Source organism: Herbaspirillum sp. NPDC101397, assembly GCF_044767325.1.
Taxonomy (GTDB): domain Bacteria; phylum Pseudomonadota; class Gammaproteobacteria; order Burkholderiales; family Burkholderiaceae_D; genus Herbaspirillum.
The window spans coordinates 441,904-455,067 of record NZ_JBIWNS010000003.1 but is presented as its reverse complement, the minus strand read 5'-3'; the positions used below and the strand labels follow the sequence as shown (position 1 = coordinate 455,067).

General features: G+C 63.5%; 11 protein-coding genes. 4 read left to right on the top strand and 7 right to left on the bottom strand.

The window, feature by feature from the left end; all coding sequences use genetic code 11:
* Positions 1 to 44 precede the first annotated feature (44 nt).
* Genes ACIROW_RS09965 through ACIROW_RS09955 form a run of 3 tightly spaced genes read left to right on the top strand, consistent with a single transcriptional unit; the run spans position 45 to position 2,557 of the window.
* On the top strand, positions 45 to 332 hold the full coding sequence (locus ACIROW_RS09965; RefSeq protein ID WP_402274739.1) for a ferrous iron transport protein A: 288 nt from the start codon (positions 45 to 47) through the stop codon (positions 330 to 332).
* 24 nt (positions 333 to 356) lie between these two features.
* The gene (gene feoB, locus ACIROW_RS09960; RefSeq protein ID WP_402274736.1) at positions 357 to 2,249 is read left to right on the top strand and encodes a ferrous iron transport protein B; all 1,893 of its coding nucleotides are present in this window, start codon (positions 357 to 359) and stop codon (positions 2,247 to 2,249) included.
* A 14-nt stretch (positions 2,250 to 2,263) separates the two neighbouring features.
* Positions 2,264 to 2,557 carry a DUF6587 family protein gene (locus ACIROW_RS09955; RefSeq protein ID WP_402274734.1) on the top strand — a complete coding sequence of 98 codons (294 nt, stop codon included), beginning with the start codon at positions 2,264 to 2,266 and terminating at the stop codon, positions 2,555 to 2,557.
* Between the two features lie 4 nt (positions 2,558 to 2,561).
* On the opposite strand, the gene ACIROW_RS09950 is transcribed toward ACIROW_RS09955, so the two are convergent.
* On the bottom strand, positions 2,562 to 3,683 hold the full coding sequence (locus ACIROW_RS09950; protein WP_402274733.1) for a sterol desaturase family protein: 1,122 nt from the start codon (positions 3,681 to 3,683) through the stop codon (positions 2,562 to 2,564).
* Positions 3,684 to 3,923: 240 nt separating this feature from the next.
* Positions 3,924 to 4,955: a D-cysteine desulfhydrase family protein gene (locus tag ACIROW_RS09945; RefSeq protein ID WP_402274731.1), complete on the bottom strand. Its 1,032-nt coding sequence runs from the start codon at positions 4,953 to 4,955 to the stop codon at positions 3,924 to 3,926.
* A 162-nt stretch (positions 4,956 to 5,117) separates the two neighbouring features.
* Between ACIROW_RS09945 and ACIROW_RS09940 the strand changes: the two genes are divergently transcribed.
* On the top strand, positions 5,118 to 6,041 hold the full coding sequence (locus ACIROW_RS09940) for a LysR substrate-binding domain-containing protein (protein WP_402274728.1): 924 nt from the start codon (positions 5,118 to 5,120) through the stop codon (positions 6,039 to 6,041).
* Positions 6,042 to 6,052: 11 nt separating this feature from the next.
* Here the strand turns inward: ACIROW_RS09940 and ACIROW_RS09935 are convergent, their stop codons facing one another.
* The 5 genes from ACIROW_RS09935 to ACIROW_RS09915 form a co-directional block, all read right to left on the bottom strand.
* A complete protein-coding gene (locus tag ACIROW_RS09935) occupies positions 6,053 to 6,790 on the bottom strand; it encodes an SDR family NAD(P)-dependent oxidoreductase (RefSeq protein WP_402274726.1) in 738 nt (245 codons plus the stop codon).
* A gap of 211 nt (positions 6,791 to 7,001) precedes the next feature.
* Positions 7,002 to 8,126: an ATP-binding protein gene (locus tag ACIROW_RS09930; RefSeq protein WP_402274723.1), complete on the bottom strand. Its 1,125-nt coding sequence runs from the start codon at positions 8,124 to 8,126 to the stop codon at positions 7,002 to 7,004.
* 14 nt (positions 8,127 to 8,140) lie between these two features.
* Positions 8,141 to 8,722 (bottom strand): chemotaxis protein CheB, encoded by a 582-nt coding sequence (locus ACIROW_RS09925; protein ID WP_402274721.1) that lies wholly within the window; start codon positions 8,720 to 8,722, stop codon positions 8,141 to 8,143.
* Positions 8,719 to 9,546, bottom strand: a complete 828-nt coding sequence (locus ACIROW_RS09920; RefSeq protein ID WP_402274718.1) for a CheR family methyltransferase — start codon at positions 9,544 to 9,546, stop codon at positions 8,719 to 8,721. The genes ACIROW_RS09925 and ACIROW_RS09920 overlap by 4 nt, the downstream gene beginning before the upstream one ends.
* A 48-nt stretch (positions 9,547 to 9,594) precedes the next feature.
* Positions 9,595 to 13,128: a response regulator gene (locus ACIROW_RS09915; protein ID WP_402274716.1), complete on the bottom strand. Its 3,534-nt coding sequence runs from the start codon at positions 13,126 to 13,128 to the stop codon at positions 9,595 to 9,597.
* Positions 13,129 to 13,164 lie beyond the last annotated feature (36 nt).

Genomic DNA, 13,164 nt, shown 5'->3' with positions numbered 1-13,164 from the left:
TTGACCTTGCAGAGTTGCGTTGCTGCACGGACACCAGGCAGCTCATGACTTCCTCCTCAGCCACTGCAGCATCTGCTGCCCTATCCACTACCCTTGCCGATCTCGCCAAGGGTGAGCAAGCCTGCATCCGTTTCCTCGCTGCGCCGCAAGGCGCCGAACAATCTGCGCTGCGTGAACGGCTGGAAGAACTCGGCTTCCTGCCCGGCGAAATCGTGCGTGTTGTGGCGCTGTCGTTTCCGGCAGGCGATCCGATCGCGGTGCGCATCGGCAACACCACCTTTGCGTTGCGCCGCCATGAAGCGGAGTTGATCCACATCGACCGCCTGGCCTGACTCATCCGCCCCAAGACATCCACCATGCAGCATTCCGACACGCTCACGCCCCCACTTAACCTTGCCCTGGTGGGCAATCCCAATTGCGGCAAGACCGCGCTGTTCAATCGCCTCACCGGCGCGCGCCAGAAAGTCGCCAACTACGCCGGCGTGACGGTCGAGCGCAAGGCCGGGCGCTTCGTCTCCGGCAGCGGCGCGGCCTATCGGCTGGTCGACCTGCCCGGCACCTACAGCCTCAGCGCGCTGACGCCGGACGAAGCGGTCACGCGCGCAGTGCTGCTCGGTGAACGCGCGGACGAAGCGCTGCCCGACCTGATCGTGCTGGTGGCCGACGCCAGCAAGCTGCGCCTGAACCTCAAACTGGCCATCGAAGTGCTGCGGCTGCAACGCCCTGCCATCCTGGCGCTCAACATGGGCGACGTCGCCCGCAAACGTGGCGTCAACGTCGACGCCGCCCGGCTCAGCGCCGAGCTCGACATTCCCGTGGTTGAAACCGTCGCTGTGCAGCAGCAAGGCGCGAGCGCCCTGGCCGATGCCGTCGATGCCTGGCGCAACCGCCATCCGGACAGCAATCCCGATGCCTGGATTTCACGCCGCTTCGGCGATGCGGCCACGCCGATGAGCGCGACCGAACGCCAGCAAGCCGTGCGCAACATTCTCGACGCCACCGTCACCGAACGTGCGCAGGCGCGCACCGCCGAAGACCGCATCGACGCCTGGGTGCTGCATCCGGTGTTCGGTTATGTGCTGTTGCTGGTGCTGCTGTTCACGATTTTCCAGGCGGTGTTCAGCTGGTCTGCGCTGCCGATGGACATGATCAAGAGCGGCGTCGACGGCATCGGCGCGCTGGTCACGCAGTACATGCCGGAAGGATTGCTGCGCAGCCTGATCGTCGACGGCATCATCTCCGGCGTCGGCAGCGTGCTGGTGTTCCTGCCGCAGATCCTGGTGCTGTTCTTCTTCATCCTGCTGCTGGAAGATTCGGGCTACCTGCCGCGCGCCGCCTTCCTGCTCGACCAGCTGATGGGCAGCGTCGGCTTGTCGGGACGCGCCTTCATCCCGCTGCTGTCAAGTTTCGCCTGCGCGATTCCCGGCGTGATGGCCACGCGCACCATCCAGAATCCGCGCGACCGCCTCGCCACCATCATGATCGCGCCGCTGATGACCTGCTCGGCGCGGCTGCCTGTATATGCGCTGATCATCGGCGCCTTCATTCCGGATCGCGCGGTCGGGATTTTCAATTTGCAGGGGCTGGTGCTGTTCGGCTTGTACGTGCTCGGCATCGTCTCGGCGATGGCGGTGGCTTACGTGTTCAAGCGCGTGATCGCCAAAGGCCGGCAGCAACCGCTGTTGCTGGAGTTGCCCAACTACCACGTGCCGCACTTGCGCAACCTGGCGCTGGGCATGTGGGAACGCGCGCGCATTTTCATCACGCGCGTGGGCACCATCATCCTGGCGCTGATGGTGATCCTGTGGTTCCTGTCGACCTTCCCCGGTGCGCCGGACGGCGCCGTCGGCCCGGCCATCCAGTACAGCCTGGCGGGACGCATTGGCAGTTTCCTCGAACCGCTGTTCGCGCCGATCGGCTTCAACTGGCAGATCGCCATCGCGCTGATCCCGGGTCTGGCCGCGCGTGAAGTCGCGGTCGGCGCGCTCGGCACCGTGTATGCGCTGTCGGCCAGCGGCGACCAGCTGGCCTCTGCACTGGAGCCGATGCTGACGCAGACCTGGAGCCTGCCGACGGCGCTGTCGCTGCTGATCTGGTATGTGTTTGCACCGCAATGCATCTCGACGCTGTCGATCGTCAAGCGCGAAACCAATTCGTGGAAACCAGCGCTGGCGATGGCCGGCTACATGTTCGCGCTGGCCTATCTGGCTTCGCTGGCGACGTTCCGGCTGGCCACGGCCTTCCTGTAAAAACGAGGACCATCATGCAAAACCTCATCGTCGCTGCCATCGTGTTGACTGCCTGCTGGCATGTGCTGCAGCGCTATCTGCCGAAATCGGTGAAGCACGGCATGGCGACTGCCGTTGCTGCATGGTGCCGGGATCGCGGCTGGCACGGCATGGCTGCGCGGATGCAAGCGACGGAGCATGCGCCGGCGACCGGCTGCGACAGTTGCAGCGCGTGCGCGGGTGCTGAAGAAAAGGGAAAAGACAAAAAAGGAAATCAGGCCGTCCAGAAAATCTCAGTGGACAGCCTGAAGCGCAGTCTGCGCCGTTAGGTTTCTACAGCAGAATGCAAGCGGCAAGGAGCGCCGCAACAACATCAATCGCCGTCATCGCAACGACGCCGATGCGACGCTGCATGAAGGCGCCCAGCGCCCAGAACGCCGCCAGCAAGGCGCAGCACAGTTCCAGCAGGCGCGCGTAGGAAAGATCGTCCGACACCCACATGCATGCCGCACTGGCCGCCAGCAACAGGCTGAATTGAAGCACCGCCAGCATACCCGCGCCGCGCGACAACTTCGGATCATAGCGCTCGCGCGCCGCTTCCAGATCGAACGCCGGCCCGTCCGCCGTCACCCCGGCCGGCAGCCAGCCGGGCGGCTTGAACCACAGCTTGAGCTTGTCCTGCCAGCGCGGCAGGCGCGCCGCGGTTTGCGCCAGCTGCCAGTAACCGCTGGTCACTGCCCACAACGGATCCCAACTCTTGAGCGGCGTGCGCGTGCCGTAGACGCAGGCTTCTTTCTCTTCCGCGAAGGTGCCGAACATCCGGTCCCAGATCACCAGCATGCCGCCGTAATTCTTGTCGAGGTACTGGTCGTTGACTGCATGGTGCACGCGATGGTTGGACGGCGAGGAGAATATTTTGTCGAACCAGCCTAGTTTGCCGACGTGTTCGGTATGAATCCAGAACTGATACACCAGCACGATCAGGCCGGCGATGGCGAACTGCTCGGGCGGCACGCCCAGCACCGCCATCGGCAGGTAGAACAGCCAGCCGATGAGGATCACCGTGCTCTCCTGGCGCAGCGCCGTCGACAGGTTGAAATCCTGGCTCTGGTGATGCACCGCGTGCGCGGCCCACATCACGGCGTTCTCATGGCCCATGCGATGCAGCCAGTAGTCGAAGAAATCGAACAGCAGGATCGCCGCAATCCAGCCGGCCGCACCATGCCAGAAGCGCGCATGCGGCGCGATTGCCACGAAGCGATAGGCGAAGGTGTAAAAACCGATCTGGAACAATTGCGTGACCAATCCCACCAACTGGCCGATCAGGCCCTGGCTCAGGCTGCTGATGGCGTCGTTGAGGCGATAGGTATTGCGCCCGCGGAAATAGCCGTAGGCGAGCTCCGCACAGATCAGCACAAGGAACAGCGGGATGATGTAGACGACGAGTTGTTCCATGGGATATTTCTGATGATTTCAGGCTGCAGCGTCACGGCGAATGACATGTCAATGCGCGTGGGTGCTGGCGTTCAGCGCATCTTGCAGCGCACAACGAATTGTACGGCAGATAGCGAAAACGCGTCGGGGATGCCTTGCGGAAATAGCGCGTGGAGACAGCTGGAAATGAAAAACGAGCATGCCCCCTGAGATCATGCCCGCAATGCCGACGCGAATTTTCCCGTGAGAAATATTTTGAATTTATGCAGGCTGCAGCGCATCCCGATACGCGTACAACGCGGGCGTGCCACCAGTCATTACAAACAAAATATTAGCGCCCGGTTGGTAACGCCCTGCCCTGATCGCCGCCAGCATGCCGGCGAAAGCCTTGCCCGAATACACCGGGTCGACCAGGATGCCTTCGGTGCGCGCCACGGCCAGCAAGGCTTCCCGCATGGCGTCGGTGGCGATGCCGTAACCCGGACCGCGCTGGCTGCCGTCGACCAGGATGTCGGTGTCGGCAATAATGCTGTCGTCTCCCAGCAGCGCCAGCGTCTCGCGCACCAGCGTCAGCGTGGTGGCCTGCGCAGTTGCCGCTTCCGCCAGGGTGCTGTAGGCCTGCACCAGCGTCGCCGGTTTGCCGGCGTGCACCAGCCCGGCGGCCAGGCCGGCGTGGGTTGCGGAACTGCCATTGGGCACCACGATGCCGTCGAACTGCACGCCCAGCGCGTCGCCCTGTTGCAGCAACTCTTCCGCGCAAGCGACATAACCGAGGCTGCCCACCGCAGTCGAGCCGCCGGTCGGGATCAGGTAGGGCTTGCGGCCGGCTGCGATCAGTTCGGCGACGCGTTCGCGCGCACGTACGATCGGCGCCACGCCATCAGGCGCGATCTCGACACGTGCGCCAAAAATGTCGTTGAGCAGCACGTTGCCGCCCAGCGCATATTCTTCGTTGGTGCGCGGCACCAGGCGACCGAGCACGATCTCGCAATGCAAGCCGGCTTTTGCCGCCGCAGCGGCAGTCAGGCGCGCGTGATTCGATTGCAGGCCGCCGACGGTGACCAGCGTGTCGGCGCCTTCGGCCAGTGCGGCGCCGATCAGGAACTCCAGCTTGCGCAGCTTGTTGCCGCCGCCGCCCAGCGACATCAGGTCGTCGCGCTTGACGAAGATGTTGACGGCCGCCGTTTCCGGCAACAGGCGGCGCAGATTCTCCAGCTTTTCCACTGGCGTGGCCTGGTCGAGCAATCGGTAGCGCGGAAAACGATCAAGTGAAGACGTTTGGTTCAGGGCCATGGATTCCTCATTGGTCTGGTTTGTTCTGATTGTGCAAATTCCAAGTACGCCGATAATACGACGCCCGGTATATTCATGCCGCCGGCCTCCGGTGGCCGGACGGCAATTGGTTTACCATCCGGACTATTCCATCAAGAAAATATCTCCGTACAGGACCCTCGCATGAAAACCGGCACCAGACGCCCCTTCGACGATCTCCAGATCGGCAGCATCGAGTTGTTCTGCCTGGCTGCGGAACTGAGCAGTTTCAGCGCCGCCGCCGTGGCCGCCAGCGTGACGCCGGCGGCAGTCAGCCGCTCGGTCTCGCGCCTGGAAGAGCGCCTGGGCGTGCGCTTGTTCGTACGCACCACGCGCCAGATCCGCCTGACAGAAGAAGGCCAGCTGTATTTCGAGCAATGCCGCGACGCGCTATCCACGTTGATCGACGCCGAACGCCGCGTCAGCGGATTACATGGCAAACCGGCCGGCACGCTGCGCATCAGCCTGCCGACGCCGTATGCGCATTACCGCGTGTTGCCGATCCTGCCGGAATTCCGTACACGCTATCCCGACGTCGCCGTCGAAACCCACATCAGCAACCGCAACGTCGATTTCGCCGATGACGCCTACGACCTGTCGGTGCGCGGCAAGGCGCCGGATGACTCGAACCTGATCGCACGCACGCTGGAGGATGCCGAACTCGTCATCGTCGCCAGCCCGGACTACCTGCACCGGGCCGGTACGCCGCGCACCATCGACGAACTGCATGCGCACGAGTGCATCCAGTTCGATCTGCCGAGCAACGGCCGCCGCCTGCCGTGGACGCTGCGCCAGGACGGCGCCGACATCGACGTGCCCACCAGCGGCAACTACGGCTGCGCCGAAGACGTGCTCGGCGGCGTCACGCTGGCGCGCGCCGGGGCCGGACTGTTCCAGACCTATCGCTTCGTGGTCGCGGAAGACTTGCGCGCCGGCGCCCTGGTCGAGGTCCTGACCGGAAACGGCGGCGTCACCCGCCCCTTCGTGATGCTGTATCCGCATGCGCGCCACATGTCTTCACGCGTGCGCGCCTTCGTCGATTTCCTGATGGAAAAACTGCAGCGCTAGGGTGAACGTCCTTACCAGCGACCGGAACTGGCGCCGCCATCAACCGGCAGAATCGCACCGGTGGTGAAGTTGGAATCGGTCAGGTATTGCACCGCGCCGATGATGTCGTCCACCTGGCCGATCTGACCGGTCGGCTGCAGGGCCTTCAGGAAATCATGGCTGCCCGGGGCATGCAACGGCGTCTCGATGATGCCGGGCGCGACCGCGTTGACTTTGACGTTGTGCGCCGCCAGTTCCAGCGCGAGTGCACGCGTGGCCTGGTTGAGGCCGCCCTTGATCAGCACGGGCAACAGCGCCGGCACGGTGGTAGTCGGCTGCATGGCGATGCTGGCGGTGATGTTGATGATGTGGCCGCTGCGATGCTCGACCATGTGGCGCACCGCTTGCTGGGTGATGTAGAAGAAGCCCTTCAGGTTGGTGCTGACGATGCTGTCGACGTCCTGTTCGGTGTAGTCGATGGTCGGCTTGGCGATGAAGATGCCGGCGTTGTTGATCAGCACGTCGACCTTGCCGAAACGGTCCAGCGCTTCCGAAAAGATTTCCTCCGCGGTCGCCGGCAGCGCGATGTCGCCCGCCACGCCGAAGAAGTTGCCGGCGTTCTCGAACTGGGCGGCCGCAGCCTGCAGACGCTCTTCGGTGCGCGCATTGCCGACGACGTAGTCGCCGCGCTTCAGATAGGCTTGCGCCAGGGCGAAGCCGATGCCGCTGGAAGCGCCGGTGATGACGATGGTTTTGGGTTGATAAGACATGATGTTTCCTTCAAGAGTGATGGACCGCAAATAGTGCAAATAAGCATGGTGTCGGCGTGCGGATCGGGGTGATCTCGCGTTGCCTTGGAATGCACTATAGGGATTCACGCTCTGGGGAAAAAGCGGCCGGGCCGCATTTGACTTGATACATGGTGGAACAGATGGCGATGCGCCGGCCGCGTTGCACGGACCGGCGCATTTGCTGTCGCCGTCAGCCAGGTTGGCGCGGAATCGTCACCGTGAAGACGGTCTTGTCGCCCGCGCCGGACTGCACGTCGATGTCGCCCTGATGGGCCTGCACGATCTGCTGCACGATGTAGAGACCGAGTCCCAGCCCTTCATTCTGTCCGCCACGCGGTGCGCCGCTGCGGAACGGATCAAAGATGTTGGGCAGCACCTCCGGCGGAATGCCGCCGGCGTTGGCCACGGAGAACATCGCCTGCTCCGGCTCGCGGCCGTCCAGCACCACCTGCACCGTTTCACCAGGCTTGCCATGGCGGATGGCATTGCCCAGCAGATTTGCCGCCACCTGGCCCAGGCGATCGGGATCCCAGTGACCGGCCGGATCACCCTGGATCTGCAACTCGATGCTGCTTTCGGGAAACGCCGCCTGGTGCTCCTGCACCACGCGCTGCATGACCTCATCCAGGCTGACCGGTTGGCGTGTCAGCGGAATGCCGCCCGCCAGGCGCGCACGCGCCAGGTCGAGCATACCGTCGATCAGGCGCCCCATGCGCTTGCCGCTGTTGATGATCTGCGCACTGGCCTTCTGGGCGACCTCTTCCTTGTATGCGCGCTGGATCAGCGACGCTGCGGTCAGCACCGCACCAAGCGGATTGCGCAGGTCGTGGCCGAGGATGGCGACGAACATTTCATTGAGGCGCAGGGTCTCGGTGCGTTCGCGCAACTCCAGCGCCAGCTGCTGCTTCTGGCGATACAGCTGGAAAAACACTTCGGCCTTGTTGCGCAGGATATGCGGCTCGATCGGTTTGTAGAGGAAGTCCACCGCGCCGCTTTCATAGCCCTTGAACATGCGACGCTCATCGCGCGCACCGGCGGTGACGAAGATCAGCGGTACGTTGCGCGTGCGCTCGCTGCCACGGATCAGCTCGGCCAGTTCGAAGCCGTCCATGTCCGGCATCTGCACGTCGATGAAGGCCAGTGCGACGTCATGCACCAGCAGGTATTCCAGCGCTTCGAAACCGGAGCGCGCCTGCAGCAGCTCGACGTCGTCGCGTTGGAGCAGCGCCGACAAGGCCAGCAGGTTTTCGTCGAGATCGTCGACCAGGAGAAACTTCACGCGGGGCAGCATGGTTTCCTTGTTTTGATTGTTCATTTTTTCTTTTTCCCTTACAGGGTTCCCAGTAACGCGGCAATCTGCTCCAGCGTCAATACGTAATCCACTGCTCCACGCTCCAGCGCCAGTTCCGGCATGTACGGCACCTGCGCGGTCTCCGGTTGCTGCACGATGCTCATGCCCCCGGCCGCGCGAATCGCCTGCAGGCCGGCGGCGCCGTCCTGGTTGCCGCCGGTGAGCACGATACCGAGCAGGCGCTCGCCGTATTCATCGGCTGCAGACTCGAACAGCACGTCAATCGCCGGCCGCGAAAAATTGACCAGTTCATCCGACGACAGCGCCAACTGCGGACCTTCGTCGACCAGCAAATGATAATCGGGTGGCGCGAAGTATATCGTGCCGGCTTCGACCGGCTCCTTGTCGGATGCCTCGCGCACCGTCATCCTGCACTTGGGCGCGAAGATGTCGACCAGCAGGCTAGGCCGTTCACGCGGCAAATGCAACACCACGAACACCGCCGCCTGTGCGCCGCGCTGCAACGCCGGCAACAGATGCGACAGCGCTTCCACACCACCCGCCGAGGTGCCGATCACGACCGCGTCGACGCGGCCTGCAAGCGAAGCGATGGTGCTCATAGCGCGTTCTTCTTCTGAAAAATACGGTCCTCACGGACCACGTCATCGAAGGCCGCCGCATGCTCCGAAAAACGCAGCGACTCCTTCGATCCGAGGCCGAGGAAACCCTTGCGGCACAGCGATTCACGGAACAGCCCCAGCGCGCGCTCCTGCAACTGACGATTGAAGTAGATCAGCACGTTGCGGCACGACACCAGATGCATTTCCGCAAATACGCTGTCGGTCGCCAGACTATGGTCGGAAAACACGATGTACTGGCGCAGCGACTTGTCGAACACCGCCCGGCCGTATGCCGCCGTGTAGTAATCCGACAGCGAGGTGCGGGCGCCGGACTTCTGATGGTTGCTGGTGAAGCCGGCGATGCGGTCGAGTTCATAGACGCCGGCCTCGGCCTTCTGCAGCGCGGTCGGGTTGATGTCAGTCGCATAGATCAGCGAGCGCTCCAGCAAACCCTCCTCGCGCAGCAGGATCGCCAGCGAATACACTTCTTCGCCGGCGCTGCAACCGGCGACCCAGATCTTCAGCGACGGATAGGTACGTAGCAGCGGCACCACCTTTTCGCGCAGCGAACGGAAATAGCTCGGATCGCGGAACATCTCGCTGACCTGCACTGTCAGGTATTCCATCAGCGCAGGAAACACCTCCGGATCGTTAAGCACCTTGTCCTGCAGCTGCGACAGCGTCTCGCAACGGAAGCGGCTCATCGCCGTCACCAGCCGGCGCTTGAGTGAAGCCCCTGCATAACCGCGAAAATCGCAGTGGTACTTGAGGTAGATGGCGTCCAGCAGCAGCTGCATCTCGATATCGAAGTGGCGTGTCGGCATCCGGTGCTCAGCAATCAATTTTCGTGGCGTTCACAAGGTTCACGCGCTTCATTTCGGCATCCACACGCGCACCAGCGACAGCAGCTTCTCAACGTCGAGCGGCTTGGCGATGTAGTCGTTGGCGCCGGCGGCCAGGCATTTTTCCTGGTCGTCCTTCATGGCCTTGGCGGTCAGCGCGATGATCGGCAGCTTCTTCCATTCGGGCTGGCGACGGATCTCGCGCATCGCGGTCATGCCGTCCATCTCGGGCATCATGATGTCCATCAGCACCAGGTCGATATGCTGCGCGCCCGGCGTCAGGCTGCGCTTGAGCGCTTCCAGCGCCTCGATGCCGTTGCGCGCGATCTCGACCTTCATGCCCTTCGGCTCGAGCACGCTGGACAGCGCGAAGATGTTGCGCACGTCGTCCTCCACCACCAGCACGCGGCGTCCCTGAAATACCGATTCGCGATCGCGCGCCACCTTGAGCAGGCGCTGGCTTTCCGGCGGCAGCGTGGTTTCGACCTGATGCAGGAACAGCGTCACCTCGTCGAGCAGGCGCTCGGGCGAACGTGCATCCTTGATGATGATGGAACGCGAGAAGCGGCGCAGGCCCTGCTCTTCCTCTCCGGTCAGCGAACGACCGGTGTAGACGATCACCGGCGGGAAGGCGACGTCTTCCTGTTCGGCCATCTTTTCCAAGAGCTCATAGCCGCTCAGGTCCGGCAGGTTGAGATCCATCACCATGCAGTCGAAGGTGGTGGTGCGCAATTGTTCGAGCGCCTGGGCGGCCGTCTCGACGCCGATGATGTTGACGTCGTCGTTGCCCAGCAACTGACGGATGCTGTCGCGCTGGCGCGCATCGTCCTCGACCACCAGCACGTGATGCAGGCTTTGCGAGAACTTGGCTTCGAGCTTGCGGAAAGCGTCGATCAGCTGTTCGCGCTGAACCGGCTTCAGCGCGTAGCCGACGGCGCCGCGCTCCATGGCTTCCTGGATGTAGTCGGCGACCGACACCACATGCACCGGGATATGGCGCGTGCGCGGATTGCGCTTGATCTGGTCGAGCACGCCGAGGCCGGAGAAATCGGGCAGGTTCATGTCGAGCAGGATTGCGCTCGGGTGATACAGGTCGGCCGCGGCCACGCCTTCGTTGGCGGAATGCGTGATGATGCACTGGAAGCCCATTTCATGCGCCAGGTCGCGCAGGATCAGCGCGAACGCGGTGTCGTCCTCGACCACCAGGATCAGGCGCGAAGCCGGCTTGAGACGGTTGCGGTCGTCATCGATGGCGATCGGATGCAGGCCTTGCGCCGCACGCGACGGCGCCTGCACATCGGGCGCCGCCGTGGCGGCCAGCGAAGCGCGCGCGGCCGAGATCACCGACGAAGCATGGGCGCCATGTCCGACCGGGGGCATCGCCGCGACGTTGGCGTCGCCCGGCGTCGGCAACGTCAGGTTGGAGGCCTCCGGCGAATACGCCAACGGCAGCGTCAGCGTGAAGATGCTGCCTTCGCCCAGACGGCTCTGCACCTGGATGTCGCCGCCGAGGATGCGCGCCAGGTCGCGCGAAATCGACAGGCCGAGGCCGGTGCCGCCATATTTTCGATGCGTGCTGCCGTCGGCCTGGCGGAACGCCTCGAAGATGAAATGCTGCTGGTCGTCGGCGATGCCGATGCCGGTGTCGCGCACCGAGAACGCCACGCGGCCCTCCGCATTCGGATAAATCGTCAGCGTGACCTCGCCCTTGTCGGTGAACTTCACCGCGTTGGACAACAGGTTCTTGAGGATCTGGCCGAGACGCTGCGCATCGGTGACGATGCGTTCCGGCGTGCCGGCTTCGACAATGGTGCGGAACGACAGGCCTTTCTGCTGCGCAGTCGGCAGGAAAGTTGCGGCCAATTCATCCGTCAGCTTCTCCATCCGCACCTGCTCGGAAATGATCTCGATCTTGCCCGCTTCCATCTTCGACAGGTCGAGGATGTCGTTGATCAGCGCCAGCAGATCGTTGCCCGCCGAGGAAATGGTCTGGGCAAAACGCACCTGTTCTTCGGTCAGGTTGCCGGCCTTGTTGTCGGCCAGCAGCTTGGCCAGAATCAGCGTCGAGTTGAGCGGCGTGCGCAGCTCGTGGCTCATGTTGGCGAGGAACTCGCTCTTGTACTGGTTGGAGCGTTCCAGTTCGGATGCCTTCTCCACCAGCACGGTCTGCGCCTTGGAGAGGTCGTCCTTCTGCGCTTCCAGCTGTTGCGCCTGCTCTTCCAGCTGGGCGTTGGTCTCTTCCAGTTCGCTCTGCTGGGTTTCCAGGCGTGCCTGCGAAGCCTTGAGCGCCTGGCTCTGTTCTTCCAGCTCCTCGTTGTTGACGCGCAGCTCTTCTTCCTGCGTTTGCAGTTCTTCCGCCTGGCGCTGGGTTTCTTCCAGCAGCTCTTCCAGTCGCGTGCGGTCCTTGGACGAGCGCACGGAAACGGCGATCAGCTCGGCGGTGCGCTCCAGCAACTCCAGTTCGGCAGCGTGCAGCGGACGGAAGAAGCCGAGTTCGATCACCGCCTGCACTACGCCGTCGACGCTGGCCGGCGCAATCAGCAGCTCGCGCGGCTTGCTGGCGCCAAGGCTGGAAATCACCGGCAGGTAACCATCCGGCACGTCGCGTATGTGCATCGTGCGATTGATCTTGGCGGCCTGCCCGAGCAGGCCGTCGCCCGGTTGCAGCAAGGCATGGCCGGAGCGCTCGCCGATGGCGTAGGAGCCGAACCGGCGGAACGCGTCGGCGTCGTTGTGGATGTAAATCGCACCCACCTGCGCGCCCAGGTATTCGGCCAGAAAAGCCAGCGCGTTGTCGCCCAGCACGTCGAGCCGCTGCTCGCCCTGCAGACGGCCGGCCAGTCCGATCTGTCCGGCACGGATCCACACCTGGCGCTCGCGCGCGCGGTAATCGCGCGACGTCATCACCGCAGCCGCAACGATCAGCACCAGCAGTACGCCCGAGCCGATCCAGGTCACTGCGGAGGCGAACACCACCGCATCGCGCCACTCTTCCTGGCGGCTGGCCAGCAGGTTGCGTTCATGCAGCTCCATCTCATCGGTGATCGCGCGCAGACGATCCATCGCCACCTTGCCGCGGTTGGTGCGCACCACCGCCAGTGCCGCTTCCGCACCGAGCGAGCGGCGCAACTCAATGCTTTCGGCCAGCTCGTCCATCTTGTCCTTCGCCATGGCTGCGGCGGCATCCAGCCGCTGGACCTGTTCAGGATTGTCGCTGATCAGACTGCGCAGGCGTTTCACCTGTCCCGGCAACGCCGCCTTGGCGTTGGTGTACGGTAGCAGGTAGGTTTCGGTATTGGTCAGCAGGAAGCCGCGCTGGCCCGTCTCGGCATCCTTGAGCACGGACACCAGCGCCTGCAGCTGCTCCCGCACTTCGATGGTGTGCGACACCAGTTCGGCGGTACTGGCGCGCACTTCCTGGGCGCGATAAGAGAAGAAAGAGATCAGGATCACCGCAAAGATCGCGACAGCGAAACCGATCAGCGGTCCCGGCGGCAGCGGCGGACCGGAAATGGCGCCGCCGGCGCGTGTTGGTTTTGCATCGATGCGTTGATCAGCTGGCATGGGAAAACCTGGCACGTTGTGCTCCGTTACGTAATT